24 protein-coding genes and 4 pseudogenes are annotated in these 26,637 nt (G+C 67.7%); 7 read left to right on the forward strand and 21 right to left on the reverse strand.

All coding sequences use genetic code 11. The features are described 5' to 3' along the window. Positions 1 to 89 precede the first annotated feature (89 nt). The 4 genes and pseudogenes from ABZ312_RS42255 to ABZ312_RS42270 all read right to left on the reverse strand — a co-directional run bounded on the left by ABZ312_RS42255 (position 90) and on the right by ABZ312_RS42270 (position 2,890). Complete coding sequence (locus tag ABZ312_RS42255; protein WP_500326165.1) at positions 90 to 599, reverse strand: hypothetical protein; 510 nt, start codon at positions 597 to 599, stop codon at positions 90 to 92. A 609-nt stretch (positions 600 to 1,208) separates the two neighbouring features. Further along, entirely contained in the window at positions 1,209 to 1,760 is a 552-nt protein-coding gene (locus ABZ312_RS42260; RefSeq protein WP_500326167.1) for a hypothetical protein, read from the reverse strand. A 32-nt stretch (positions 1,761 to 1,792) separates the two neighbouring features. Next, a pseudogene (locus ABZ312_RS42265) lies at positions 1,793 to 2,156 on the reverse strand (IS982 family transposase); the annotation flags it as partial. Positions 2,157 to 2,158: 2 nt separating this feature from the next. Continuing rightward, a complete protein-coding gene (locus ABZ312_RS42270) occupies positions 2,159 to 2,890 on the reverse strand; it encodes a DUF6193 family natural product biosynthesis protein (protein WP_500440005.1) in 732 nt (243 codons plus the stop codon). A 315-nt stretch (positions 2,891 to 3,205) separates the two neighbouring features. On the opposite strand from ABZ312_RS42270, the gene ABZ312_RS42275 reads away from it, so the two are divergent. After that, positions 3,206 to 3,478, forward strand: coding sequence for a hypothetical protein (locus ABZ312_RS42275; RefSeq protein WP_500440006.1), 273 nt, complete (start codon positions 3,206 to 3,208; stop codon positions 3,476 to 3,478). Between the two features lie 213 nt (positions 3,479 to 3,691). On the opposite strand, the gene ABZ312_RS42280 is transcribed toward ABZ312_RS42275, so the two are convergent. Beyond that, positions 3,692 to 4,381, reverse strand: coding sequence for a hypothetical protein (locus ABZ312_RS42280; protein ID WP_500440007.1), 690 nt, complete (start codon positions 4,379 to 4,381; stop codon positions 3,692 to 3,694). A 499-nt stretch (positions 4,382 to 4,880) separates the two neighbouring features. Here ABZ312_RS42280 and ABZ312_RS42285 point away from each other — a divergent pair, with 499 nt between their 5' ends. Continuing rightward, complete coding sequence (locus ABZ312_RS42285; protein ID WP_500326173.1) at positions 4,881 to 5,141, forward strand: hypothetical protein; 261 nt, start codon at positions 4,881 to 4,883, stop codon at positions 5,139 to 5,141. A gap of 563 nt (positions 5,142 to 5,704) precedes the next feature. Here the strand turns inward: ABZ312_RS42285 and ABZ312_RS42290 are convergent. The 10 genes from ABZ312_RS42290 to ABZ312_RS42335 form a co-directional block, all read right to left on the reverse strand. Continuing rightward, positions 5,705 to 6,901, reverse strand: a complete 1,197-nt coding sequence (locus ABZ312_RS42290) for a serine hydrolase domain-containing protein (RefSeq protein ID WP_500326175.1) — start codon at positions 6,899 to 6,901, stop codon at positions 5,705 to 5,707. 56 nt (positions 6,902 to 6,957) lie between these two features. Beyond that, on the reverse strand, positions 6,958 to 7,743 hold the full coding sequence (locus tag ABZ312_RS42295; protein WP_500326177.1) for a response regulator: 786 nt from the start codon (positions 7,741 to 7,743) through the stop codon (positions 6,958 to 6,960). After that, on the reverse strand, positions 7,740 to 8,963 hold the full coding sequence (locus ABZ312_RS42300) for a sensor histidine kinase (protein WP_500440008.1): 1,224 nt from the start codon (positions 8,961 to 8,963) through the stop codon (positions 7,740 to 7,742). The genes ABZ312_RS42295 and ABZ312_RS42300 overlap by 4 nt, the downstream gene beginning before the upstream one ends. Beyond that, positions 8,963 to 9,121: a hypothetical protein gene (locus tag ABZ312_RS42305; RefSeq protein WP_500440009.1), complete on the reverse strand. Its 159-nt coding sequence runs from the start codon at positions 9,119 to 9,121 to the stop codon at positions 8,963 to 8,965. Before ABZ312_RS42305 ends, ABZ312_RS42300 begins: the two co-directional genes overlap by 1 nt. A gap of 279 nt (positions 9,122 to 9,400) precedes the next feature. After that, positions 9,401 to 10,639, reverse strand: a complete 1,239-nt coding sequence (locus tag ABZ312_RS42310) for an MFS transporter (protein ID WP_500440010.1) — start codon at positions 10,637 to 10,639, stop codon at positions 9,401 to 9,403. 316 nt (positions 10,640 to 10,955) lie between these two features. Further along, entirely contained in the window at positions 10,956 to 11,342 is a 387-nt protein-coding gene (locus tag ABZ312_RS42315) for a nuclear transport factor 2 family protein (RefSeq protein ID WP_500326184.1), read from the reverse strand. A 511-nt stretch (positions 11,343 to 11,853) separates the two neighbouring features. Continuing rightward, complete coding sequence (lpdA, locus tag ABZ312_RS42320) at positions 11,854 to 13,239, reverse strand: dihydrolipoyl dehydrogenase (RefSeq protein WP_500356484.1); 1,386 nt, start codon at positions 13,237 to 13,239, stop codon at positions 11,854 to 11,856. Positions 13,240 to 13,501: 262 nt separating this feature from the next. Then, positions 13,502 to 14,098 (reverse strand): TetR/AcrR family transcriptional regulator, encoded by a 597-nt coding sequence (locus tag ABZ312_RS42325; protein ID WP_500356485.1) that lies wholly within the window; start codon positions 14,096 to 14,098, stop codon positions 13,502 to 13,504. A gap of 249 nt (positions 14,099 to 14,347) precedes the next feature. Beyond that, positions 14,348 to 14,689: a GNAT family N-acetyltransferase gene (locus tag ABZ312_RS42330; RefSeq protein ID WP_500326188.1), complete on the reverse strand. Its 342-nt coding sequence runs from the start codon at positions 14,687 to 14,689 to the stop codon at positions 14,348 to 14,350. Between the two features lie 94 nt (positions 14,690 to 14,783). Beyond that, positions 14,784 to 15,701, reverse strand: a complete 918-nt coding sequence (locus ABZ312_RS42335) for an NADP-dependent oxidoreductase (protein ID WP_500326190.1) — start codon at positions 15,699 to 15,701, stop codon at positions 14,784 to 14,786. A gap of 1,231 nt (positions 15,702 to 16,932) precedes the next feature. Between ABZ312_RS42335 and ABZ312_RS42340 the strand changes: the two genes are divergently transcribed. After that, positions 16,933 to 17,562, forward strand: a complete 630-nt coding sequence (locus ABZ312_RS42340) for a TetR/AcrR family transcriptional regulator (RefSeq protein ID WP_500326192.1) — start codon at positions 16,933 to 16,935, stop codon at positions 17,560 to 17,562. Between the two features lie 60 nt (positions 17,563 to 17,622). Here the strand turns inward: ABZ312_RS42340 and ABZ312_RS42345 are convergent, their stop codons facing one another. Next, positions 17,623 to 17,928 carry a GNAT family N-acetyltransferase gene (locus tag ABZ312_RS42345; RefSeq protein ID WP_500440011.1) on the reverse strand — a complete coding sequence of 102 codons (306 nt, stop codon included), beginning with the start codon at positions 17,926 to 17,928 and terminating at the stop codon, positions 17,623 to 17,625. A 586-nt stretch (positions 17,929 to 18,514) separates the two neighbouring features. Here ABZ312_RS42345 and ABZ312_RS42350 point away from each other — a divergent pair. Beyond that, on the forward strand, positions 18,515 to 20,479 hold the full coding sequence (locus ABZ312_RS42350) for a SpoIIE family protein phosphatase (protein WP_500440012.1): 1,965 nt from the start codon (positions 18,515 to 18,517) through the stop codon (positions 20,477 to 20,479). Between the two features lie 148 nt (positions 20,480 to 20,627). Here the strand turns inward: ABZ312_RS42350 and ABZ312_RS42355 are convergent, their stop codons facing one another. Together ABZ312_RS42355 and ABZ312_RS42360 are read right to left on the reverse strand one after the other, a co-directional pair. Further along, positions 20,628 to 21,503 (reverse strand): alpha/beta fold hydrolase, encoded by an 876-nt coding sequence (locus ABZ312_RS42355; protein WP_500440013.1) that lies wholly within the window; start codon positions 21,501 to 21,503, stop codon positions 20,628 to 20,630. Between the two features lie 92 nt (positions 21,504 to 21,595). Then, positions 21,596 to 22,030 (reverse strand): annotated as a pseudogene (locus tag ABZ312_RS42360) (4Fe-4S dicluster domain-containing protein); the annotation flags it as partial. 285 nt (positions 22,031 to 22,315) lie between these two features. On the opposite strand from ABZ312_RS42360, the gene ABZ312_RS42365 reads away from it, so the two are divergent. After that, positions 22,316 to 23,293, forward strand: coding sequence for a phosphotriesterase family protein (locus tag ABZ312_RS42365; protein WP_500440014.1), 978 nt, complete (start codon positions 22,316 to 22,318; stop codon positions 23,291 to 23,293). Between the two features lie 21 nt (positions 23,294 to 23,314). Here ABZ312_RS42365 and ABZ312_RS42370 read toward each other — a convergent pair whose 3' ends face one another. Next, complete coding sequence (locus ABZ312_RS42370) at positions 23,315 to 24,265, reverse strand: AraC family transcriptional regulator (RefSeq protein ID WP_500326205.1); 951 nt, start codon at positions 24,263 to 24,265, stop codon at positions 23,315 to 23,317. A gap of 157 nt (positions 24,266 to 24,422) precedes the next feature. Here ABZ312_RS42370 and ABZ312_RS42375 point away from each other — a divergent pair, with 157 nt between their 5' ends. Continuing rightward, positions 24,423 to 25,262, forward strand: coding sequence for an SDR family NAD(P)-dependent oxidoreductase (locus ABZ312_RS42375; protein WP_500440015.1), 840 nt, complete (start codon positions 24,423 to 24,425; stop codon positions 25,260 to 25,262). 298 nt (positions 25,263 to 25,560) lie between these two features. On the opposite strand, the pseudogene ABZ312_RS42380 reads toward ABZ312_RS42375, so the two are convergent. Both ABZ312_RS42380 and ABZ312_RS42385 read right to left on the reverse strand, forming a co-directional pair. Then, positions 25,561 to 25,719: pseudogene (locus ABZ312_RS42380) on the reverse strand (IS701 family transposase); the annotation flags it as partial. Further along, positions 25,714 to 25,857, reverse strand: a pseudogene (locus tag ABZ312_RS42385) (IS701 family transposase); the annotation flags it as partial. The pseudogenes ABZ312_RS42380 and ABZ312_RS42385, both read right to left, overlap by 6 nt. A 164-nt stretch (positions 25,858 to 26,021) precedes the next feature. On the opposite strand from ABZ312_RS42385, the gene ABZ312_RS42390 reads away from it, so the two are divergent. Further along, positions 26,022 to 26,426 (forward strand): type II toxin-antitoxin system PemK/MazF family toxin, encoded by a 405-nt coding sequence (locus tag ABZ312_RS42390; protein ID WP_500326208.1) that lies wholly within the window; start codon positions 26,022 to 26,024, stop codon positions 26,424 to 26,426. The last annotated feature ends 211 nt before the right edge of the window (positions 26,427 to 26,637 follow it).

A 26,637-nucleotide genomic window follows, 5' to 3' on the forward strand; every position in this document is an offset into this window, starting at 1 on the left:
TTCCCACTCTGCGTCTGTCAGATCACCCCGCCCCATGTCCACATCAACGACCTGGACGGCGAGTAGTCACATGATCGGGCGGACAAGTCCTAGCAGTAGTTGTCGTAGCTGGTGCGGTATGCGAGGTCGTACGCGTCCTTGTAGTCTTCCGTGGCCTTTGCCGGAGCGTACGAGTGCCGGTAGTCGCACTTGAGGGTGAGGGCGTCGCGCTTGCCGTCCTTCGCACCCTTCGTCTTGCCCTCGGAGGCGTCGTTGGCGCCTGCAGGCGTATTGGGAGCCGCCTCACCACGACAGTAGTTGTCGTAGCTGGAGCGGTATGCCAGGTCGTACGCGTCCTTGTAGTCCTCCGTGGCCTTTGCCGGAGCGTACGAGTGCCGGTAGTCGCACTTGAAGTTGAGTCCGTCGCGCTTGCCGTCCTTCGCACCCTTCGTCTTGCCCTCGGAGGCATCGTCCGCAGGAAGGTGCGCGGCTCGCGAGGTAGTCGTTGCCGAGATGTTTGTGGTGTCGGCCGCCGCCTGCGTCATCAGCGCGGGCGAGAACGCCAGTGCTGCCGCGGCGACGGGGCTCGCCATGATCGCGATGCTTCGCTTCGCGCGCATAGCTATCCTCTTTCTTCGAGACATTACGTGCGCATGGCGCCTGAACCTGGCCAGGACACATCCCGGGAGCGGTATCCACACCGCGATGCGCTGGGCACCATGAGGGCCGGTGGCTTCCGGCTTGCGACGCCAACTTCCTCGCGTGCGTAATTGGATTACAGCTGCAATTGTGGCGCCTGTGTTTCGACCGTATCGAGCGATGCGTGCGGTGTCCACTTATGGCCTAATGGCGCATGATTGATGCCTCAACTGCCGTAAAAACACGGCGATGACCAGCAGAAATCTCTGCGTTCGCATTGGTGCCTGCGGCAATTGTCAAAGCCTCATCCATGCACGCCACGGCACCTCTGCGCACCTTCCGACATCGCGCGGATGGCAGCGTGCCCCTCCCATTCCGGGCGGCCCCCGGGCGCGGTCCCCCGGGGCGTTGGCGCGATCTGCATCGCCGCTGGCTCGGCAAGACCGACGAAACACGCCCGCATCCGAGACCACGGCGCACGGGCTCCTGACACCCCTCCCAACACTCAAGATCGCGTTACGAACTCCACGGGCCGGGACGGTCACCACGAGAGGCACACGAGGATGCCTAGAGTGGCGGCGGGGACGCGGTCAGCGCTGCCAGAGGAACGCGGCCCGCTCGCAGGGCCGGCAGACGAAGGTGTAACCCAGGCCACCACCACCGAAGTTCGCGGAGGTGGCGTGGTCGTGGCCTTCCTCCAGTTCCGCCACGAACGCCATGGGCGCGGCGCAGGAAGGGCAGGACGGCGTCTCGTCGTTCTGCAGCCAGTCCGGCTCGCCGCCCAGCCGTCCGAGGACGGGCGCCGTCGTGGCGACGTCGACGGGCTGCGGGCGCAGCGCGGTGACGGCGCCGAGCAGCGTCTCGCCCTCGGCGGGGACGGCGGCCGGACCGAGCGGGCCGGTGAACAGGTAGGCGCGGTTGCCACCCGCGGCGGCGTCCCAGTCGTCGCACATGCCCGGGTCGTTCTGGCAGAAGAAGACGGCGACCGCCCCGCCGTCGACGGGCAGGTGCGCGAGGAACTGCAGCGCCCCGGCACAGTTCCGGCAGGTCGGCCACACGAAGCCCTCCGGGACGAGCGGGACTCCGCCGGTACGAAGGACGGGCGCGTCGGGGGCGGCTTCCCCGTCGTGGATCAGGAGCACGGCGACAGCCTAGACGACTGGGTCCGCTGTTCTCAGTGGTCGTGGGCGGTCAGGGATCGTTGGTTCTTGGCGTCGCCACTCCGGTTGTGCCGGATGCCGGCTGCGGGGCGAGGGGGCGTTGCCCGGTGCGTGCGAAGAATCCGGCCAGGGTTCTGCCACCGTGTTGTTCCGGACTGAGCCGACCTGAAGGGGTCGGAGACGGCCTCGATCCACTGGCGGCACACGGGCACGTCGTCCATGCCGGCGGACTCGTCCTTGCGGTCGGGTAGGACCCGGTGGACGTCGAAACGCTCGGTGAGCATCGCCTCGAACTCCCGGCCCGCGAAGCCCTTGTCGGCGAGGGGCCGCCTGTGCGGTGCGGATGAGACGGTGGTCGCGTTCCAGCACCGCGGCTAGGTTCATCCGCCCAGCGCGACTGGCGCCAGGCCGGAAGGCAGATGGTGCACGGCCAGTGCCACAGCCTCCTTCGCCGTGGTGAAGACGCCGAGGTCCTCGTTGGCGATGTTCCCGCCCGCTCCGTACGTGCCATCGCTTTTCGCGGCCAGGTACGGTCCGACGACGGTCAGGCGCGGGCGGGTTGTGGTCGAGAAGCGCAGCGCCCAGTGGCTGGTGAACGGGTAGAGGGCGCGCAGGACCGGCTCGGCGTACGCGGCCTCGATCAGGGCCTGGTACGTCTCGTGCCAGTCGTACTCCATTTCGGCCGCCTCCAGGCGCAGGCTCTGCCACTCGGATTCCGTCAGCCGTGCGGGATCGTGGTCCGGCACCTCAAATCGTCCGGTCACATGCACGAAGGGTGCCGCTCGGCGGATGTCGTTCAGGGACGCCCCGTCGTGCCACGCCAGGGCGGCACTGGCGATTTCTGCCAGGTCGTCTGTCCTACCGTCGATGAGGGCCAGGCTCTGGAACGGTTCCGTGCCCCGGATCGACCAGACTCGTTCGTACGACCAAGCACTGATCTTCAGCGGTTCGCGATGCGGCAAGGTGCTGGGCACAACCGCATGGACCAGGTCCGAGGACCGGACGGGAACGGCGTCGAGGCGACCTTCCGCCGCGGTCCGGAGCGCTGCGGCAAGGCTGCCACAGGCCGCGACGTCGGGGTACAGGGCAGCGGGGTCAGGAGGTGTCGGCACGACTCCAATTGTGCCTGAGCCCCTGGTTGCCTGGGGTGGATGCGTTGATGCATCTCTGAAGAGACGATCGCTGATCCTGTGCGGCAGGGTTGGTTCGCAGGGTGAAGACGAGTGGTCTGCGGAGGGACCACGTGGCCAGAGGATGCCAGCGGCGCCGAGCCGGAGTGCGCACGGTGGCGTGCTGCTCTAGTGTCGGAAAAAGGGGTGGTCTGCCGAGCCGACCGCTGCGAGGCCCGCTTCCACGGTCATGCACCGGTCGTGTCCGCTGCTCGGCGCCTTGAGTTCCCGACCGGCCCCGGAGAGCAGGTGCCTCCCATGCGCACGTCGATCCGAATCGCCAGTGTCCTCACCGGTCTGACCGTCGCACTCGGCGGCGCGGCTTTCACCGTCCCCGCCGCCCACGCGGACATCCCGTCCTGCACGAACATGGTCCGGCAAACGGGCGTCGAGGTTTCCGACGCCGTCACAACGGCGTGCACCCTGGGGGTACACGGTGACCTGAAGGGCTGTGTGAGCGGCCTGACCGGGGCCGGCGTACCGGGCGGCGCCGCCACCGGGGCCTGCCGGGCAGCGGCCAACCCGCCGTGACGGCGCTTGTCGCCGGGGCCTTCACAGGTGAGACCACCTCACCGGGGCCAACCAAAGGTCGCCACCTGTGGACAGTTGCCTGGCCCGCTTCGTGGGTTGGGAGATCACCTGCGTGACCTGCCGCACGGGGCCCGCCCCTCATCGGGTGAGCCCACGCACGCGTGACTCCAACTGCACGTACAACCTCGGCGGAATCGAACGGGCCGCAGGTAGTCACTGCCCGGAGGTCGGCGTGCCCTGCGCGGCGATCGACTTGGGGCCGCATGAAAGTCGGGCGGCTTCTCGTGCAACGGCCAGGTCGGCTTCGCTGCCGGGACCGGTCCGGGTGCCGCACTCAAGGGTGCCCGAAGCCTCCGCCGTCCAGCTCTTCGCATGCCCGATGGTCACGGTTTTCGTGCCTGGGCACGTGTACCGGAAGTCCGCCTCGACGACGTGTGTCTCGTTGTACAACACAAATCGGCCTGCCCCGGGCGTCGAGACGGCCCGGCTCAGATTGGGATCGCCCGGTCTTCTGCCGACCTCGGTGAAAGGCATGTCGGCGGAAGTGTCATCCTCCTGGGCCTCGCCTACCAATTGCGCAAGGGAAAACAGCACGTCACGCGACGGCAAGGCTGGACCGCTCGCCAATACGGATGTCTCGGGCCACGAGACCCAGTACTTGGGTGCCTTCGTGAACGTGCCGCCGCCCTTGCCGAAGGTCTCCACCTCGGAGAGGGCGGAGAGCCGAACAGGCCGCTCGACGTTGAACCACTGGTACGTTCCGTTGACGCAAGCCCTCGGACCCATGGTCCGAGCCGGCACCGACGGCGCTGCCTTGCCTTCGGTGTACGTGGCGGTTTCGGTACACCCACCAGCGCCTGCGATCGCCACGAGGGCGACACCAGTAGCGATCGTTCGCCTCATGGCGATTCCCTCACGTAGTGCTCGGCGAGCGGCCGGGTCTCACCCCTGGAGCGAGGGGCCGATGCATGATCGCATAGTGGCGCACGGTGTTGCGCGCGGCCGCCGTTGAGCCGCCCTCCCTGGAGATCGTTGACGAGCGATTCCGTAATCTCCGCGCTGCTCGGCAAGCAGCAGTTCGGCACGCCCGCACTGTCAGACGCTGGACAGCTGGGACTCCGAAGCCCGGTTCGTGTGGTTCTCGACGCCGACCGATCGCATCAAGGTGGGGCACCTGCGCCGTGACCCGGGAGCAGCGCTGCATGTCCGGGGCGGCAACACACGAATAACTACGCGAATATATGACTATTTAAGCCCGATGAGAAATTGAATTGCATTTCGTGAGAAGCAGTGTTCTGCGGTGTTTTGGCGACGCCGGAGGGCGAGGATCAGCGCATGCCCGGCCGAACGGTCCGGGCAGTCCCGGGGCCGTCAGCCCCCGTTCGTACGGAAAGGCCTGAACATGATCAACGGGTTGAAGAGGGCCGCGGCCCTGGGCGCGGCAACGGTGGCCCTGGCCGCGGGCGCGCTCGTCGGCACGGTCGGCACCGCGTCGGCCGCCCCGCAGGACCACCGGCCGCCGAAAGCGTCGCACCACTGCGCGAAGGTGGCGGGCCACTGGGCACGGCAGTGGCACCCGGGGTTCCGGGACCGGCACCACCGCTGGCACCCCGGCAAGTGGACCCGCGTCTGGCGCCCCGCCCATCACGAGTGCCACCGCTGACCCCGTAGCTGACGCCGGCACCCGCCCGTAGGGGTGGCGGCGACCCGAACCGGAACCGGCCCCGACACGCCGCTAGAAGGCGTGATGGGGCCGGTTCGTCGTGTGCCCCGCACCTGCCGCCAGGTAGACGTCCGCTGGGAGCACCGGTCGGACGACATCGTCGCTTCGAGCAGAGGCGCCGCGGCGGAGGCCCGGTGCACCGCTGAGGTACAGGGTCGTGGCGGAGTCGATCGTGCGGCTTGGATGCGGCCGCGGGCCAGGACCGTGATGCGCGGTCCGCAGGCCGGTGGCCGGCCGGGGCGGTGAGGGCGTGTGGCAGCGTCGCGCCGAGGCCGACCGACCGCGACAGCGTTCCCGGCAGGGCGTGGGCGCGCACGTGGCGGGCGTCCAATGGTGGGAAGCAGACGGCCGCCCGGCCGCCTCCGGACGCTACCGCGGCCCGTGCCAGGTCGAGGACCTGGCACGGGCCGGCCCCGTAGGTGATGACCGTCGAGGCAGGGTATGCCCGGGTGTCCTGCGCAGGCACGATCGCGATGACTCCGGGGCGCGGAGCGCCACCGGGCTCAGGCGGACGGAGCCCCGAACGCAGCCACTATCAAGGCCAGTTCGGTGGAGTTCATGTCCTCGCCCTTCGCGTCCGTGGCACCGACGTTCATCACCATCGTGCGGGACAGGTCGCGGGTGGCGGCGATGACGCTGGTGTAGCCGTACCGGCTGCCCGTCTTGCCCCACACCTCGCGGTCGCCGAGATTGATCTTGGACAGCCCTGCGCTGTAGGAGGCCGGGGCGCCCGAGCCGTACTCACGCACCGGCGCCTCGGGCAGGGTGAACATCTCCTCCAGCTGCGGCCGAGGCACCACACGACCTGTGAACAGCGCCCGTTGGAACCGTTCCAAGTCGGCGGTGGTGGAGATGATGTCGCCCGCCGCGTAGCCCTGCGTCTGGCCCCACACCGTCACGTCGCGGAGCTCGGTCGAGCCGTCGGGGCGCGGAAAGGCCTGGTAGCCGTGGTTGTGGGGTCCTTCGATGCGCGGGTCGGTGCCGGGGTAGAAGGTGTTCTGAAGCCGCAGCGGCCTCAGAATGCGCCGGCCGACCTCCTCTTCGTAGGCACGTCCGGTGATCCTCTCGATCAGCAGACCGAGCACGGTGTAGTTGATGTTGAGGTAGTGCTGCTGGGTGCCGGGCGCGAACTCGGTCGGCTTCGCGGTCGCGTTCTCCACCATGTCCTCGGGCGAGTAGAGATCGAACCGGTGGGCGTAGGCCTCCTCGAGGGTGTCGCCCGGCATGTCGGCCGCCGGGATGCCGCTCGTGTGGTTGAGCAGCTGCCGCACGGTGACGTGCCTGTACGCCGCGGGGATTAGTTCCGGCAGGTAGCGGCGTGCGGGCGCGCTCAGGTCCACCTCCCGCGCGGCGGCGAGCTGCAGGACCACCGCTGCCGTGAACACTTTGGTCACCGAGCCGGCCCGGAAACGGCCTTGCGGATCGGCTGGGCGTCCGCTGTCCAGGTCGTGCACGCCCGCGCTGCCGCGCCACGTACCGTCCGTGCCGCCGACGCGTACGAGCGCGGCGGTGGTGTCGGAGTCGGGCAGGGAGCCGAGCGCCGTGCACAACGCCTCGGTGTCGAGCCCGCCCGTGTGCGCGGCGGAAGTACACGAGGACGGCGACGGGGGCGGAGTGGCCACAGCCGCCTGGGCCGCCGGGAAGGCCACGGCAGTCAGGGCGAGGAGAGCGGGCAGGGCGGTACGGGCACGGGCATTCATCTTGTGATCTCCTGACGACGGGAAACGGCGCGAACCGTTGCCTGCCATCCTGTTGATCACAGCCCCCGAGCGGATCGCCCGGGCGAGCGGTCTTGGTGCGGACGTCGACTCGCCCCCGCGGCGGAGCCGGCGGGCCCGCCTCCTCCGGGAGAGGGATCACGCACCGGGAGACCGGCGCCGGCCGGTCCCCCCGCAGTCACCAGTCCGGTCTCGTACGCGCAGATGACCGCCTGGATGCGGTCCCTGAGTCCGAGCTTCGCCAGCACGTTGCCGACATGGGTCTTCACGGTGTGCTCGCTGACCGTCAGCGCGGCCGCGATCTCGGCGTTGGACAGTCCCCGGGCGAGGTGCAGCAGGGTCTCGCGCTCGCGTGCGGTCAGCGCGTCGAGCCGGTCCGACGCAGGCGCCCTGGCCGGCCGGGGCCGGCTCCTGTACTCCTCGACCAGCCGGCGCGCCACCGTGGGGGCGAGCAGGGAATCGCCCTCGGCCACCACCCGCACCGCGTGGACCAGATCGTCGCGCCTGACGTCCTTGAGGAGGAAGCCGCTCGCTCCCGCATGCAGCGCCTCGTACACGTACTCGTCGGAGTCGAAGGTGGTGAGCATGATCGTTCGGCAGTCGGTTGCCGCACTGATGGCGCGACACGCCTCGATCCCGTCCGTGCCCGGCATCCTGACGTCCAGGAGCGCCACGTCCGCGCCGTGGAGCCGCACGGCCTCCGCCGCCTCGGCCCCGTCAGCCGCCTCCGCGACCACCTCGATGCCGGGCTGGGCGTCGAGGATCATGGCGAAGCCGCTGCGTACGAGCTCCTGGTCGTCGGCCACCACCACCCGAATGGTCACCCGTCCACCTCCATGAAGACATCAGCCAGCGGAAACCGCACTCTCACCCGGAACCCCGTGCCGTCCGGGCCCGGGCCCGTCTGGACGGTCCCGCCGTACGCCGCGGCCCGCTCCCGCAGCCCGATCAGCCCGTGCCCCGTGCCCCCACCCGGCCTGCCGCCGGTGCCGACAGCGGCCCCCCTGCCGTCGTCGGTGACCGTGATCTCCACGGACTCGGCGCCCAGCTCCACGCACACCGTCGCGGATTCCGCGGAGGCATGTCTGACCACGTTGGTCAGCGACTCCTGCACGATCCGGTAGACGGTCGCTTCCGTGGCCGGTGGCAGGGACCCCGGAAAACCCACGGTCACGTACTCCACGGCGAGGCCGCCCGAGGCCACCTGCTCCACGAGCAGCGGAAGATCGGCCAGAGCGGGCAGGGGTTTGCGGGACGCTGGCTCCGGGGCCTGCGTGTCCTGCCTGAGCACCCCCAGCATCCTGCGGAGCTGCGTCATCGCGTCCCGCCCCGTCTCGGAGATGGCCTCGAACGCCGCCTCGGCACGCTCCGGCGCCGTACGGACCGTGACGGGGCCGGCCTCCGCCTGCACCACCATCAAGCTCACCGCGTGCGAGAGGATGTCATGCATCTCCCGCGCGATCCGCGCCCGTTCGGCCGCTGCCGCCTGCTCCACCTCGATGCGGTTCGCCCGCTCCAGCTGAGTCGCCCGGTCCTCCAGAGCGGCCGTGTAGGCCTTCCGGGTGTGCGTGAGGCGGCCGAACCCGTACGCCGCGCCGAAGAGGAACAACGAGAACAGCAGTTCCCTGGCCTCACCGGAGTTGAGCGCCACCGAAGGGAAGATCAGCGCAAGCGTTCCCGCAGCCACGGGGATGCGCCACCTGGCCGGGGTCAGCTCGGCGACCGTGTAGAGCGCCACCAGCGCGTTGTACGGCAGGGGCTGCCCCGGTCCGTCGAGCGTGAACCGGTAGAGCACCTGCGCGGCAAGGACCGCGGCGAGCGCGGTCACCGGTGCCCGGCGCCGCCATAGCAGGGGCAGCACGCCGAGCGTCGTGAGGCCGTACGACGCCCAGGTGGCGGGCGGCAGTGACGGCGCGCGCGGCACGACGAACGGGATGGTCTCGGCTGCCTGCACGAGCAGCATCAGCCCCGCGTCCACCGTCCAGGGACTGGTGAGCGGCTGACGGACACGGGAGGCGAAGAGCCTCAGGCGGCCGGCAGCCATCAGGGTTCTCTGGCGACCAGGCCGAACTGCGCCACCTCCGGGCCCTGTTCGGCGCCGCCGGGCCGGTGGTTCCGGACCCGCGCATCGCGCGCAACGTCCGAAGGAATGCCTTCCGAGCCCTCCTTCCCGCGCGCCTTGCCCTTGGTCACCTCTGCCACTTGTGCTCCCCTGCGCCGTGAATACCGGTCCTGACCTTGTCAGGATCCGGCCCGGTACGTCGACCCTGGCGGGCCGTGATCGCGTCGGGACCACGAACCGTACAGGCTTCGCTCGATGGGGGCATGGCACCCAACGCGTAGGCGCGCTACCGCCCGTAGGGGTGGGAAACCGCATTTCCGGTGGCAAGTTCCCGGTTGCCCTCGCAGTCATGCGGCGAGCCCACCTCATTGCCTGCTCATGACCGGGTGACGCCGGGATGGCGGCGAGGTTCGTCGTGATCACCCACCACGACGGCTGATCCCGGTCATGTCGGTGTGCGGGTCGCGTGCAGCGAGGACGTTGAAGAAGGTGGCGACGATGGCGAGTACGGCGTATCCGAGGGCGATCTGCGGTAGTGAGAAGGCGTTCGAGAGCTGGCCGGAGATGAGGCTGGGGAAGGCGGCTCCGCTGTAGCAGAGGAGGTAGATGGCGCTGAAGATCGGTGCCCGGTCGGCGAGGGTGCTGCCGTGCAGCAGGCCGCGGGTGGCGGAGCTGATGGCGATGCCTTGACCGGTGCCGGCGATGATGGTCGCGGCGATGAACAACGCCAGTGTGCCTACGGCGATCGCTGTGATGATGCCGATCCATCCGGCCAGGAAGATGACCATGCCGATTCGCTGGGCCGCCGCGGAGGTGAACCGGCCGCCGATGGGAGCGCCGAGAACGCTCGGGGCCATGTAAAAGGCGAACAACAGGCCGAGGATGAGCGGGCTGTGGGTGTGGAACTGATCTGCGACCAGTGCGGGCACGAAGGCCTGGTAGAAGGCCCCGGTCGCCCAGGTCGCGAGGAACACCGCGGCGGCGACAGGCAGCAGATGCCTGACTCGGACCGGTATGCGGACCCGGGGTAGCAGTGATTGCCGAGCGCCCGGCGTCGGCTTCGCGGTTTCCGGACTGATGACGATGAGTGCGGCAGACAGTACGAGGAATCCGGCGCAGACCAGGTAGATGAGGTGGCGTGGCCAGGGGCCGAACTGGACCAGGGCGCCGGAAGCGATGGCGCCGAGGGTGAGGCCGAGCATGGGCCCCTGGCTGGAGGCGACGGAGGCCAACCATTCCGGTCTGGTGGGTGCGGCGTCGACGATGTAGGAGGTGAGGCTGCTACTGGCCACCCCTGTACCCACACCCATCAGGAGCCGGCCGGACAGCAGGGTCACGATGTCGTGCACGTTCAGCAGGAGCAGACAGCCCAGCAGGAGCAGGCCGAGACTGGCGATCGCGGTGGGCCGTCGGCCCAGATGACCGGACAGTCGTCCCAGCACCAGCAGTCCGGCGATGGTGCCGACGGAGTTGCTGACGACGGCCAGTGAGATGCCGGCGTTGGTGAACCCGTCCTCGGCCCGGTAGGTGTTGAACAAGGGGATCGGTGCGGCCGACGCGGCAAACGAGGCCACCAGGGAGACCACTGCAGAGGAGAAAGCCAGGTGGAGCGATCTGCCCCGGCGGGTCAGGTTGATCACTGGTGCCACGTCCTGCATCGAGCAGTGCCTTTCCATGAGTCGGTGAGTCGGGTCCCGACCCGACCGAAGTCCTCGGGCGCTATTCGTCTGCTGCGGCCGGGTGTGCGGGAGAGGATGACGGGGTCGTGGACTGTTCGCACACGGACAGCGTCGGCGTGGCCTGCGTTGGCGGCCACACCGGCGCCGATTCCACTGGTGGTGTTCGCAACCTGTGCCGACGTGCGTGAGCGCTGGAGTGAGGTCGCGTCGTCTCGGCCCATTGCCGTGTCGTGACGTGCCTGCCCGCATGGCCCCCACCTGGAGCGCGACCAGCAGCCTCGACCGGGTGGTCGGGTCAGGTGCCCGGGGCGATCGCACAGGCCGAGACGCAGACCCAGCCACCCTCACGCTTCTGGTACGTGTCCGTGTACAGGGCTTCCTGAGCCGCTCCGTCGGCGAGCATGGTGTAGGTGGCGCGGCCGTGGACCAGGGCAACGTCACTGAGGATGCGGACCTTGACGTCGTGCACAGCGAGATCCTTGAAGGGCCGCGGCTCGGCGATGTATTCGAGGAACTCGGCACGGTTGCGCGTGACACCCGGAGTCTGCACGACGAAGTCCTCGGCGAGCAGCTCGCTGAAACGCTGGACGTCGTTGAACTGGTCGGAGTGGACGTAGTCGTTGTTGAGCTGCTCGAGGATCGCAAGATCTTCGATGGACTGCTTGGTGTTGGTGTCGTTCACTTTCTTGTTCCTTCCCTGCGTGTTGCGGCGTCGCTGCAGGTGGGCTGTTGTTTCGGTGCCGTGTACGCCGTGCCGGCGCGCACGGTTGCGGTCTGTCGATCACGTGCTGGTCGACGCGGCGAACGAGGCCGTCAGGGAGACCACCGCAAAGGGGAATGCCTCGCGTTCGCCATGGAATGCAGCCGTCGCGGTCCGGATGCGGAGACAGACGCCTCTCGCGCGCCGCGGCCCCTTCGGCGCCCGGGCCTTGCACTTTCCTCAAGCTTCGCAAAGACGAAACGGGACTGTCAAGTCCTCTTAGTTCTAGGATTGCCGATCACGGACCAAGAAATATGCAGCTCAAAGGCATCTCGCCCGAGAGCAGCGTCGTGGAGTATGGACCATGTAGCTCTTCGTAGAGGTGGCGACCGTGGACGGCACGGTCTGGCGGCCTGCGGTCGGCCCGGACCCTGTGCAGTACTGGGACCACGACTGTTGCGCATCGCGGTCGCCGGGCAGCACTTTCGCAGGGTCAGACGTGCGAGTGCAGCGGTTTGCCTGTGAGCGCGAGAGCCGCCTCACCGAGCGCCTCACCCTGTGTCGGGTAGGCGTGGACGAGGCCGGCGACGTCCTGAGGACGCGCTTCCCAGTTGTAGATGAGCTGGGCTTCCCCGATCTGCTCACTGATCCGGTCGCCGATCATGTGCACACCGACGACTGCCCCGCCCTTCCTCCGGACCACCTTGACGTGCCCTTCCGTTCTCAACGTGCGGCTACGGGCGTTGGTCGCGAGGTCGTAGACGACGAAGTCGACGTTCTCGGCCCCGTACGCCTGCTTGGCCTTGGCCTCCGTCAGGCCGACCGACGCGATCTCAGGGCGGGAGAACGTGACGCGCGGGACGCCGTCGTAGTCGATCGGCACAGCAGCCTTCTTGGCCACTCGTTCGGCGACGAGGATGCCCTCAGCGAAGCCGACGTGTGCAAGCTGCGGGGTGGGGACCAGGTCTCCGATGGCGGAGATGGTGGGGACGCTGGTGCGCATGTACTCGTCAACCAGCACGTGCCCCTTGTCCATGACGACGCCGGCCTCCTCGAAACCCAGGCCTTGGGAAACAGGGCCTCGTCCGACGGCCACGAGCAGGAGGTCGGCTTCCAGCGCTTTGCCGTCCGCCAGACGGACGCGGATGCCGTCCCGTGTGTACTCGCTGCCGACGAAGGGGACACCGATGTGGAGGGAGATACCCCGCTTGAGGAACTCCGTCTCCAACCGGCTGGAGACGGTCTCGTCCTCCGTCGGGACGAGGTGTGGCAGGGCCTCGACAACGGTGACCTGGGCTCCGAACGACGACCACGCGGAGGCGAACTCGACGCCGATCACTCCGCCGCCGAGCACGATCACGGACTTGGGGACGTGGTCGAGGGTGAGAGCGTGGTCCGACGAGATCACTCGCCGTCCGTCGATCTCCAGTCCGGGCAGGGTTCTTGGAACGGACCCGGTGGCGAGTACGACGTGGCGGCCCGTGAGTCGGCGGCCTCCGACATCGACGGAGGTCGCCGATGACAGTCGGCCCTCTCCTTCCACATAGGTGATGCCGCGTGCGTCGACAAGACCGGTGAGCCCATTGCAGAGGCTTGAGACGACGCTGTTCTTGTAGGCGTGCAGGGCGTCCATGTCGATGCCTTGAAAGGACGAGCGCACCCCCACGTCGCGCGCCCGGCGGGCCTGATCGGCCAGTTCTGCCGCGTGCAGCATGGCTTTGGTCGGGATGCAGCCGTTGTGGAGGCATGTGCCCCCGAGCTTGTGGCGTTCGACCAGGGCGACGCTGAGCCCGAGTTGGGCTCCGCGCAATGCGGCTGCATACCCGGCGCTGCCGGCCCCGAAAACGACCATGTCGTAGGGCTCTTCGTTGTCGCTCATGTCATCGCTCCTTTGCGGTCTGCCGGGTGGTTGCCCGGTCGGCGCCGCCCCCCGGTTGTGGCGGCACTGCTCGTTTTGCACTCCACCCCAAGGGAGTAATCAGTCCATGTTGCGAGAAACCGCAAGGCCTTCTTGCGGAGAGAGGGGGGGAGGACCGGACGGCGCGTGTGCCGTCCGTACTGGTCACGACCTGTGGCGTGCACGGGCAGCAAGCCCGCACGTCCAGGCCGAGCAGCTCTCGTACTGCCTGGTGCACCGCGTGTCAGCCCACGGTGTACGTCTTCACGTGGGCTAGCGCCATATCCATGGCGATGCGCATCGGTTCGACGTCGCGTGTCATCTGGGCGAGCAAGTAGCTTCCCTGCAGTGCGGCCATCACGGACACAGCGAGCTTTTCAGGATCGGCCTCCTCCTTGAGCGAGCCGTTCTCCTGCATCCGGCGCAGGCCTGCCGTGATCAGCTCCTGCCATTCGCCGAACTTCTCAGCGAGCAGGTGTCGGGCCGCGGGATCGTGAGGCGCGCGGGATCCGACGAGTGCACCCAGAGCGCACCCGTAGGCTCCGTCCTGGAGAGAGTTGAGGCGGATGATCGATTCGTTCCAGTGTTCCAGGGCCTGGAAGGAGCTCATCCGTGCCAAGTGCTGTCGGTCGCGATCGAGGATCTGCTGGGCACGCAACTCGATCACACTGCGTACAAGCTCGTCCTTGTCCGGAAAATGACGGTAGAACTGGGACTTGCTGGTCCTGCTCACCGCTCGCACGTCATCCAGGGTCACCGAGTGGACACCCTTGACGTAAAAGAGGTCTGCAGCGGCCTGGATCATGCGAACACGCGCTATGGCTCCGCTGGTGATCGCCATTCTCTGCCCCTTCTGAGAGATGTGGAATCGATGGCGACGCGTGAGGGCGCAGTCCGGGGCGTACCGCTGGCGCCGGCCATCGAAGCCATGCGGCACCCGGTCCCATCTCCTGCCTTGCCGGCCATGGGTGACTTCCTCACCGACACCGGCTTGCCGGCGGCCTCCCTCGGCCCACCGCTCGCCGACGTCACCGCCTGCTCGGCAGCCAGGCTTGCGCCGCCGCATCTCGTTCCGCCGCGGGCGGGCGCCTCAGTTGCGGGCATCGTCGACGGCCTGCGACCCGGGATCGAGGATCTCGCGGAACTGCGGGTGCTTCTCGATGAAGCGATCCACGACGGGGCACCGGCTGGTGACTGCCGCGTGTTCCCTCACCAGGTCGGACAGCGCCTCGTGGATCAACGCGGTCCCCAGGCCGCGGCCGCGGTAACCCTCCTGGACGTACGTGTGCGTCAGGCTGTACTGGCCGCCCTTGCGCTCGTAGGCGAGCAGCCCTGCATAGTTGCCGTTCTCTTGAACCTCGTAGAACCTGTTGTCTTCGTCCTTGAGGACTCGGATCGAGCCGCTCACGTCAGTCCACAGCACCTTGGCCATCGCTGTTCCTGTATCTGTGCTGGCTCCGCCTGGATGACGGGGCCTGTCGATCACCTAATGGACTAGATCGTCCTCTTGGAGGGTTGATGAGCCTTCAGCGGACGCGGATGATGGTCTTTCCCCTGACCCGCTCGGTCGGATTGAAGGCCGCGACGGCATCATCGAGGGTCGCGACGTTGCTGATGACCGTACGCAGCCGTCCGTCCCGCACCCGCTGGACCACCTCACGCAGCTGGAGGCGATCAGGCTCGACAACGAAGTCGATGGCCAGGCCGTCCGCAGGTCGCGCCTCCGGCGGGCCGGCGATGGTCACCAGCGTTCCTCCGGCTCGAACCAGGCTCGCGGATCGCTTCCCTACGTCGCCACCGATGACGTCGAAGACCAGATCAACTGCGCCGACGTCTTCGAGTGTGTCGTTGTCCAGGTCGACGAACTCCGTCGCGCCGAAGTCGAGCACCGTCTGACGATCGGCGGCACGTCCGGTGCCGATGACGTAAGCACCCGCCTCGCGCGCTAGTTGCGTGACCATCGATCCGACTCCGCCGGCCGCACCGTGCACGAGGACGCTCTGCCCCGGCTGAAGACGCCCAAGCTCGAACAGGCCCTGCCACGCCGTCAGGCCCGAGATCGGCAGGCTCGCGCCCACCGTGAAGCCAACATCGCCGGGCAGCGGCGCGAGGTTACGTGCTTCGACGGCCGCATACTCCGCCAGCGTGCCGTCGCGGGTCCAGTCCGTGAGGCCGAAGACTCGCTGTCCCACGGACAGCCCCGTCGTGCCATAGCCGAGGGCACTGACCACTCCGGCGAGCTCATGACCGGGGATCGATGGTGTGCGGTCGCGGCCCAGGCGGTCCGTCCAGTTCGAAGGCCACGTCAGCTCCCCTGGGGTGAATCCGGACGCATGAACCTCAACAAGCACATCGTTCCCTGCCGCCTCGGGCGTGGGGCGCTCCACCAGCCTCATTCCGGCCGTCCCACCCGCGGCCTGATCGGTCACCACAATCGCCTTCATCGGGTACTCCCTGTATCCCGTCGCCGTCCGCGCGCCACGCACGCCCATCCACAAAGGAAAGTGAACTAAAAGGTCCACAACATTGGTCCGATCTGAACTCTAACAGCATGCTCAAGTCGATGACTGGTCGAGATGGTCCCGTTCCAAGGAGACCGGGTCAGCCCCGCTGACGCCTGCAGCCGGGTCTCCGGGACGATGGCGACGAAGGACAGCCCTGGAGACCGACCCGCCGCCCATACGGACGGTGCCGCTGGCAGCCGACGGATCGCCTCTACGCGTCACCGGTCTCCGCGGCCGGCCACCAAAGCGCCCTGGCGGCGATGAGCGGGCGGCTGGTCACCGGGGCCGACGCGGAATCTTGCGCTGCTCGACTCGCAGCAGGTGGGACGGGGACTGCGCCATACCCCACGCGTGTCCGGGGTCAGGGTTTGATGAGCACCTTCAGGCTCCTGCGGTCCGCCATGCCCTGGTAGCCGGTCGGGACGCCGTCGAGGCCGGTGCTGGGGTCGCCAGCGCCGTGCATGAGTGCTGCGCGCATCAGTGATGCTCCTCTTTCAGGTGGTGCCTGCGGGAGCGATCGTGCGTATCGGCTGGCCTCCGAGCGGAGAATGCCGGCGACGGGCGTGCGGCGGCCTTCCATGTTGAGCCGGGTCCGCCCTGCGCTCCGCATCCGCACCCTTCGCCAGTGATCACACAGCGCTACCATCGACCACGGAACAGAGTCGTGTTGGTGCGGAGCAACAGCCGCCGGTTGGACTGCGCAGCCCCTCGACCACTGCAACCAGAGTTGCCACTCCGCCCGGAACGCCACCGATAATCGCCGGTTATCAGCTCCATAAGACGTGGAGCCCACCGCCCTCTTCCCTTATGACGCAAGCGAGAGGACCATGCAGTCCATCTAGTGACGTGCCTGCGAATGTCGCCATCGTCGGGGTTCTGACCGCGCTCACGGGAACCTGATGCGTGCCGGCGCGGGCTGCTGCCCAGAAGTCATCGCGAGGGGAAGTGAGGCCCACATTCGAGCGTTCCCACGGTTCGCATCCAGTGAGAGGCAGGGGTGGTCCATGTGACAGGCAAGTCACGAAAGTCACGCGCACCTGCGAAGGCCGCACCTCATGCGCTCGACGCCCCGGTGGGCACGGAGCAGCCGACCGGTACCCCCCAGCGTGGGTCGGCAGCACTCTCAGACTCTTCCGCGGACCCGGTGATCGCTCGTAGTAATATCGGGCACATGTCCGTAGATGATGCTCCTAGGCAAGAGCGGCGCCTGACCTCGCGTGGGGCTGTCACCCGTGACCGCATCATTCAGGCCGCTGCCGACCTTTTCTACGTGAGGGGCGTCAACGCGGTCTCACTCGACGACGTACGAGCGACGAGCGGGACGAGCAAATCTCAGCTGTATCGCCACTTCGCGGACAAAGACCAGCTTGTCCACAGCGTCATCGAACTGCGGGCCGGTCAAGTCCTGAACCGTGATCGCCAAATGCTGGAGCGGATGAATTCCCTTCGCGCGCTGGAGCGATGGAGCGACAAGGTCATCCATCTCAACTCTTTGCAGAACGGTGCCTACGGGTGCGCGTTGGGCTCGCTCGTCAGCGCGCGGGCGGCGCAGGACCCGACGTCGAGGAGCAAGCTTGCCGAGACGTTCGCTGACTGGCAGCAGCTCATCTCGGCAGGCTTGAAGCGCATGCAGGAAAACGGCTCGCTCCGCCAAGAAGCAGACCCGGAGCAGCTCGCCACCGCTGTCATGGCCGCCTTGCAGGGTGGCTATTTGCTGGCCCAGACCGCCCAGGACGTCGAGCCGATGCGCGTCTCCATGCAGATGGCGTTGAGCTACGTCCGCTCCTACCTCGTGGACTGAGCCGGATCCTCGGCTCGATGCTTTGCCACGCAGGCGGGCAGTTGACGGCCGGCCGGCTGGTCAGCCCGATGAAGGCGAGACCCAGGTGCCCGAATGTTTCGCGTCGACCAGGCTGAGGTATTCGGGATTCTTGCGTATGAACCTGTCGACGACTGGACAATAATTTGAAATGGTGTTTCCGTGGATGTGCAAGAAGTCCAGGGTGCTCTTGATGAGAACGTTGGAGAGACCTTGCCCGCGGAATGCGTGATAGATGACAGTGTGCATCAACACGCGTCGATTGCCGTTCGATCGATAGCCCATGTGACCGACCGTCTCACCCGCTACGGAGATCTCGTAGCGATACTCCCTCTCGTTGTCGCTCACCACCACAGACGATTCCACGTCTGAAAAAAGACCGTCAGACATCTCAGCCCTCCAGCCCATCGCGAAAGCCCCATAGTGGGAAAGTTGCCAGAAGTCGATCGGCGGCTGCCGTGAGGAGGTTCAGCCTCTGGACGAGTTGCTGTAGAGACCGCCCACCCTGGCTGTCGCGCAGCGCGATTCAGCCTAAGCGAAGTGGACGAAGCAGTCCAGTCTGAGTACGAGTCGGCATCCCGTCGGCGCAGCTGCGACCCGCGAAGGACGGCTGCACCCCGAGGAGGGGTCACCCCTCCGGATCCTGCGCGGAGCGGCACCGGACACCCCATCGATGGCACGCAGAGGCCGCTCTACCGAGCCGCCGGCCATGGCGGGCACGCAGACCGCGGTCATGCCGCTCTCGACGACGCCCCAAGGGCCGTTCACGAATTCCACCCCGGCGGCAATCTCCTCACAGGTAGACCATCTGTCGGCTGGGCTACCGACCGGCTTCGCGCCCGGCTCCCAGCGGACGCGACCTGCCCTGCGGCGACAGATAGGATTATTACACCTATCGGGGTGATATCACTCGATGATGGTCAGGGAGCGGCAGATGGACGCCTCGGACGAACTCCTGCAGAGGGCCACACCGTCGGCTCTTTTGGCCCTGGACGGTGTCATCCGCCGCCTCAACACCGCAATGGCCTCAGCGCTTGGCAGGCCAGAGGAACAGTGCGTGGGTCGCGGCTTCAGTGACCTGCTCTCCGAAGACCAGCGGATCTCGGCCCGGAGCCTGCTGGCGCACGGGGCGACGACGAAGCGGCTCGCAATGCGGGTGCTGGAATTCCCTGGGACGGGCGAAGCGTCTGTGGTCTGCCTGGTCGAGGCGCGGCCGGTGACGGACCCCGCAGATGGCAAGCGGCTTGTGTGGGTGCACTCGTTGGACGCGCGACATGACCTGGGCGCCCTGCTGATCCCGTTTGACCTTGCAGCCAAGGCCGCCGGCCTTGGCCTATACATGTGTTCACCCGATGAGCACCAGATCGAGTGGCTGGGTGGCGAGCCCGCTCTGGCCACGCTCTTCCCGCAGGCGTCCATGTCCCTGCCCATGGTGATCCGGCGAGTGCACCCCGATGACCGAAAGGACGTGCAGCGGCTCGTGCGCTCGTCCGTCGCCCAGTCCCCGTGGATCAGGTCGCGGTTCCATACCGAGCATGACGGCTGGCGCATGCTGGCCAGCCAAGCCCGCCGGATCACGCTGGGATACGGCGGTCCCGAACGGGTCTTCGGGGTGATCCGCGACGAGTCCACCGTGGAGGCGCACCGAAAGGACATGCTGGCTGCGGTGAGTGCTGAGCGGCGGCGCGCCGATGAGATCGCCGCGTTCTCCTCCGCCCTGTTCACCGCCGCCACCGAGCAGGAGTTGCAGCAGGTGGTCCTGACTCGGCTCGCCGCGGCTTACGGCGGTTTCGGCGCCCTCTTCGCGCTCGTCGACGACGGGCGCCTGCGGGTCTCCTCGGATGCCGGGATCCCCACATGGCAGACCGATGCCCTGCTCGGTCTGTCGCTGGATGAGGACCGGCCGTTGCCCTGTGCGATCCGTACCGGTCAGCCGCAATTCATCGCCAGCCGGGAGGAGCTCGCGCGGTGTTGGCTGAGTGATTCAAGTACGGCCCAGGCACCGCCTGGCCCCGATGTCGCCATGTCGATCACCCCCCTCAGCCCACCGGGCGACCGACCACTCGGGGCCTGGGCAGTGACGTACGACAGCAAGCGCCCTCCTTCCCTGGAGAAGCTCGCCTTCATGACCACTATGGCCGATCTGGCAGGCCAGGCCCTGAGGCGCATCAGGTTGCAGCAGGCCCACGTCGAGCTGTCCACGGCGGTCCAGCAGAGCATGCTCCCCACGCTGCCCGAGCACCTCCCGGGCCTGGAGGTCGCCGTCCGCTATCTGCCCAGCCGGGACGGGCTCGATATCGGCGGAGACTGGTACGACGCGTTCTTCTTGCCCGACGGTGCGGTCGCACTCGAGATCGGCGACGCCCAGGGGCACGACGTCGATGCCGCGGTTTTCATGGGACAGGTGCGCTCGTCCATGCGTGCGATCGCCGCCCACGAGCCCGAGCCAGGAACGGTGCTGACACGCACCAACGAGTTGCTCACCACGATGGGCGCACCACGCTTCGCCAGCTGCACCATGCTGCACGTCGATCCGCGTGACGGTCAGGTCATCGGCACCAGCGCAGGCCATGTTCCGCTGCTCCACGCACGCGACGACGGCAGCCACTGCATCCGCACACTTCCCGGAGGACCCGTCCTGGGAGTCCTGCCCGATGTCGACTACCCCGAGGAGACCTTCACCTTGGAAGAAGGCACCGCGCTGGTCATGGTCACCGACGGCCTGGTCGAAGGGCCGGGACTGACGCTGGAAGCCGGACTGGAGCGAGCGGGAACGCTGGCCGGCCGCGCCCTGCACGACCGGCTCGACATCGAGGCGACGGCAGATCTCATCCTCAACGCCGTGGTCGCCGTAGACCACCTCGACGACGTGGCCGTGCTGGTCATCCGGCGCACCTAGGAGGTGCCGGCTCGGGAAGGATCGCGGCCGTTGGGCCCAGGTGTAACGGCGCGGATGTCGTCGCCGACCAGGGCGGTCTCCGCAGGCCCCGAGCAACCCTCCGACCAGGACAGGCGACAAGCTGGAAAAGGCTTTTTGCCTGTGAAACCTAATTCTGCAGGAAGGATTGCAGCATGGCTGTCACTTCCTGTGGCTTCTCCTCGGTCACGAAGTGTCCCGAATTTTTCAGGACTCGTCCGTCGACGTTCTCGGCGCAATCACGCCATTGGTCTACGATCATTCCACCGAAGGAATCCTGCGCGCCGACGGCGAGGATGGGCATCTTCAGTTTCCCCCGGGCCAAGAAATCCTTGTTCTGCTGAACGTTCGCGCGGAGCCGACGGTATACGCTCATCCAGGCCGTCGTGCGTCCGGGCTCCTCCAGGAAGTGGGCGTAGTAGTCATAGTCCGACGGCGTGAACGATGACTTGTTGCCCACCAGGTACGCGGTGATCATTTCCTCGATGAAGACACGCTCGTGACCGGCGATGAGGTGTTCAGCGAGAGCCATCTGGAACATGCCCCAGTGCCACGGCGAGGGCTTCTTCGGGTCAACGTTCAGAACGGGGAAGCCGTAGGCGCTGTCATCCGCGATGGGGGCTTCCATCACGGCCATGCGGCGCACCTCCGACGGCCACTGCGCCGCGTAGGCGTAGGCGACCCACACGCCGACATCGTGGCTGACCACCTGGATGCCGTTGTTGAGTCCCAGCTGCTCCAGCAACTGATGCACGTCCTCAGCCAATTGTGCGGCCTGGTAACCACTCTTCGTGACCTGTGAGTTGCCAGTACCACGAAGGTCGGGCGGGATGTCGGCGGTGGCTTGCCCACCGCGGCGCGCGGCATCGGTCCCGGGACGGCCGGCATGAGTTCGTTGCTGATGGCGAGCCGCGCGCCGGCCGTGAGGGCCTTCGAACCGACGGTTCGCTGCACGATGTCGGCGGCGCCCATGGCGGTACGGGCGAACTCCTCCACGGTCGCCCATCGCTGGGCGATCTTCAGCGCGACCTCATCGCGCTGCTCAGTCGATTCGTCCCGCCGGAATTCCTTGCTCAGCGCGCCGGTGTTGATGTGGACGGGGCACGGGAGCGCGCAGGTGCCGTCGACAGCGCAGGTCTCGATGGCGTCGTACTCGTACTCCGCCTGCAACTGGGCCAGCAGCGGGGACCCTTCCGCCTGCCGGGCCATCTCCCTGCGCAGCACGATGCGCTGGCGGGGCGTCGTCGTGACGTTCCGGCTGGGGCAGACGGCCTCGCAGTACCCGCACTCGATGCAGTGGGTCGCGACGTCCTCGATGTCAGGGGTCGACTTGAAGGACTTGAGATGGATGGTGTCGTCGCGGGTGAGGACGACGTCGGGGGCGAGGACGCCGTACGGGTCGGCGAGTTCCTTGATGCGCCACATCATCCCGGTGGCCTTCTCGCCCCATTCGAACGCCCCACTCTCATCAACGTCGGCACGACTCCGGTCCACGAGACGGCGTCCCGCCGTTCCTGACCGTTCGGGACCCATCGTCGCGGCGCTCCAAGAGGTCCGGGCCGCCGCACCGAGGAGCCGCCGCCCCAGCCCGGGCCGTTACGCCCGGGCCGTCCGGACTGTGCGTCCACGGGAAAGAAGTGTGCGCCGCCGCGAAAGACCTCTCCGGCGGGATGCCCCAGAGTGGACGGTGTGCCGACGGGCGGGCTGTGCCCGGGTCAGCGGTGCGGCCGCTAGGACCCACCACGACCGCGACCCCGTCTCGCACACGTCCAGCCGATGCCGATCGTGCGACAGCATGAGCCCGAAGGACTGACTTCCATGACTCCGCCCTCCCAAGTGCACACCGTCCGCGGCCCTGTGGCGGCCAGCGACCTCGGGACCGTCCTGATGCACGAGCATGTCTTCGTCCTGAGTGAGGAGTTCCGGCAGAACCTCCCGGAGACCTGGGACGAGGCGGAGCGCGTCGGCGACGCGGTCAACCGGCTGAAGGCCCTGGCGGCCACGGGCGTCACCACGCTCGTGGACCCCACCGTGATCGGGCTGGGGCGTGACGTCACCCGGGTCGCGGCCGTGAACGAGCAGGTCGACATCAACATCATCGCCGCAACGGGCATCTACACCCTGGGCGACATCCCCCACTTCTTCCGCTTCCACGGCCCGGGAACGCTACTGGGTGGCGCCGAGGGGATGACCGAGCTGTTCGTCCGGGAGCTCACCGAGGGCATCGCCGAGACGGGGATCAGGGCCGCCTTCCTGAAGTGCGCTATCGAGGAGGAGCTCACCCCGGGCGTGGAGCGGGTGATGCGGGCGGTGGCGCAGGCACACCTGCGCACCGGCGCGCCGATCACCGTGCACACCAACGCGACCGCCCGCACCGGCCTGGTCGCCCAGGAAATCCTGCGGAGCGAGGGCGTGGGCCTCGGCGCCGTCGTCATCGGCCACAGCGGCGACACCGACGACCTGGGCTACCTGCACCAGCTGATCGACAACGGCTCGTACGTCGGCATGGACCGCTTCGGCCTCGACATCCTGCTGCCGGGCGACCAGCGGGTTGCGACCGTCGCCGCGCTTGCACGGGAAGGTCTGGCGGACCGCATGGTGCTGTCGCACGACGCGTCGTGCCACATCGACTGGTTCCCGCCGGGCGTGCGCGAACAGATCGCGCCGGACTGGCACCACACCCATCTTCACGACACCGTCCTGCCCGCACTCCGCCAGGCCGGCGTCACCGAGCAGCAGCTCAGTACCATGCTGGTCGACAATCCGCGCCGCTACTTCACCGCCCCGGGCGACTGACCCGCCGAGGTGGAAACAGGCTCACCCCAGGTCTGCCGTAGGGGCGAAGACGCCGTGTCTGGCATCACGGGGCGCCATGCCGAACTCCTGCCGAAACGCGGTACTGAACGACGCATGGCTGCCGAACCCACAGGAGTGAGCGATCTGCCCGATGGAATGCCCGGCCCAGCTCGCGTCGGTCAGTCGGGTCCGGGCCAGGTGCAGCCGTTCACGGCGCACGAGATCGCGCGGGGTCGTACCGGCTGCACGCAGCACCTGCTGGATGTAGCGGGTCGACCAGCCGAGCGCCCGTGCGATGTCGGCGACGTCGAGGTCGTCGTCGCCCGCGTGGCGGCGGACGTAGCGCCTGATCTCGGCCTCGACTGTGGCCCGCTGCCCCGTCGGCGCCGAATCGGTCGCGCCTTCCGCGGCGAGGCACACCAGGTCGAGCAGCCGCTCGCAGGCGACGTCGAAGGTCGCCTCCGAGAACTGTTCCCGCTCCTCCTGCAGCGTGGCCACCATCGTGCGGATCACCCGGCCCAGGCCGCTTGTCCCCTTGAGGGTCCGCGGCTCACGGGCCAGGGCCGGGTTGCGGTGGGCGACCTCATGCCCGGGCACGATCAGCGCGATCGACCGGAAGTCGTCGTCGTGTGCGAAGGTCACCGGCCGGTCCATGTCGCACAGTGCCATACGGCCCGGCTGGAGCTCCCCCGAGGACGTCCCTTGCTCCACCCAGGCAGTCCCGGCCAGGGGGACGAGCAGTTCGTGGGTGCCGCGGGGGTCAGCGGCGATGTGCCGGGCGTCCCGGACGACCGTCTCCTGGCCGCCGCTGCACAAGGCGATGGCGTACGTCCGGGACTGCTGGGCTTCCAGGAGTCCCCTCCATGGCGCCTCGCGGTCCATGACCGTGATGCGGCTCGCCCCGTGCAGACCGGAGAACGCCTCGCTCCAATCGCTCAGCGCCGGTGCGGACGCAGCAGTCCATCGGTACATGCGCCTTCCCATCGGCTGTGCCGGCAGCGGAAGCAACCACTTGGTCACCCCGCGACCGCGCCCTTGCGACACGTCGATGTTCACACGCCGCGGCAATCAGAAGTTACACCTTCACGGACATGCGCCACGCATGCAGCCAGAGAAACGGAGACCTTCCATGCCGAAAACCATCGTTGTCACCGGAGCCAGCGACGGTATCGGAGCCGCGGGCGCCCGCCGGCTGCACCGGGACGGCCACCGAGTCGTCATCGTCGGCCGCTCACCCGAGAAGACCTCGAAGATCGCCGACGAACTCGGAGCGGACCGCTTCCTCGCCGACTTCACCAGCTTGGCCGACGTCAGGAAACTCGCCGCGGACCTGGACGCCGCATACCCGCGTGTGGATGTCCTGGTGAACAATGCCGGGGGAATCTTCGGCGATCGCGAAAAGACCGTCGACGGCTTCGAGAAGACCTTCCAGATCAATCATCTGGCGCCGTTCCTGCTCACCAATCTCCTCATGGACAAGCTCCTGGCCGGCAAAGCATCGGTCATCCAGACATCCAGCGCGGGGGCTCGTCTGTTCGGAAAGCTCGACATCGACGACCTCGACCACGACCACGGCTACTCCGCGCACCGGGCGTACGGCACGGCCAAGCTGGAGAACATTCTTTTCACCAAGGAACTGCACGCCCGATACGCGTCCCACGGTCTGTCCGCTGCCGCCTTCCATCCCGGAGCCGTCGCCACCAACTTCGCCACCGGCAGCAAGAGCTTCATGCGCCCCATCTACAGCAATCCGCTCAGCCGGCTGGCCATGGTCAGCCCCGAGAAGGGCGCCCGCCAGCTGGTATGGCTCGCCGAGACCACTCCCGGCGTGGACTGGCACTCCGGTACGTACTACGAGAACGGCAGGCCCGCTCGACGCACCAACCCGCAGGCGGACGATTCCGACCTCGCCCGTCGGCTCTGGAACCGTTCCGCCGACCTCACCGGGTTGGACATCACGGCTCCGTGACGGCGGCCTCCCCCGCGGACCGGGGCCGGTCGATGGGTGCGGCGCCGGCGCCTGTCCGCCGCCGGAGTGAGCTGCACCCCGTCATCCGGCCGCCCCGGGTGACCGGCGCGGAGGCGTGGTCGCCGGGCTGCGGCAGAGCGCGGCGCGCGGCGATCTCCGACTGCTGAACCTCAACGATCCTCGTCGCAAAACCATGACCTCTTCCGCAGCGGCCTGTACGGGTTGCGCGGCCTCCTATGGCAGCCCGACCGGACTGCCTTCCGGGAATCTCTACGAGTAGGTGCCATGACCTTCGAAATCACCGAGTGGCTTGTCGACGGTAGTGGCTGGCCTGGGATCGGGCCTGGTGGCGGCGCCGCCAGTCGGACCCACCGAGCCGGTGGGCGGCATCGTGGACGGGTCGGACAACGAGTGTGATGAACAGGCGCTGGATCTCGTTGCAGGTGAGCGGAATGCCGTCCGGGGTACTCTCCCCGGCCCATTCGGCGATGGTCCAGCAGTTCTTGCGCGGCAGGTCCGACAGCAGTCCGAGCACCAACTTCCGGACCCGGAACCGGGGTTCGACCCGTGCGAACCGTCCCGCTATCCGGCTCATCAGGCCCTCGAACGCCTCCTGCCAGCGGGCAGGGTCTATGCTGTGGCCTCCGGCCACCGCGTGATCGTTTGTCTTCACACACCGATGATCAACGGGTGGCCGCACCCGTCTCCACAGCGCGTCGGGGTCGCGCAGCGTCCGGCCGTCCTGTGTCAGGAGGACATGTGCAACGTGGCGAACTCTGGTGGGTGGAGTTCGACGAGCGGCGGCCGGTCGTGCTGCTGTCGGGAGACGACGCGTCCGGGATCCGGGTGATGCAGGTCGTCGCTCGGGCGGGTGTCGACATCACCGGTCTGGGCGTCGAAGTGGCAGTGGGCGCCGTGGAAGGACTGCCCTTTGAAGGCGTGCTTCGGTTCGCGTTCCCGCGTCCGGGCTTTACCCCTTGCACGTGGCTGACCACCGTGTCCCGGGACGACCTGATCGAGCGGGCGGGCGCCCTGTCCTCCGCGAAACTCAGCGAGATTGAGAACGCCCTCCGTCTCGGTGAGCAGGCGAAGGAGTGGACCCCGGCGACGACCGCGAAGCTCAGCGAGATAAGGAACGCCCTCCGTCTCGGTGGACTCGGGTAGGCGGAGAAGGAAACGAACGCCCGCGACGGGGTGGTCGGTCTCGGCCAGATGATCGACGCTGCCAGCTGCCTCCTCGGCGCCCCTCACGATCGAGATCACGAACTACGGCTGGAGTACTAGGACTTGTCCGGGCGATCATGTGCGGAGCCAGATGGCGAGTGCTGCTGCGGTGGCGGTGCCGAGGTAGACGTAGCCGCGCTTGTCGTATCTG

This window comes from Streptomyces sp. NPDC006207, assembly GCF_040613835.1.
In the GTDB taxonomy this organism is placed as follows: domain Bacteria; phylum Actinomycetota; class Actinomycetes; order Streptomycetales; family Streptomycetaceae; genus Actinacidiphila.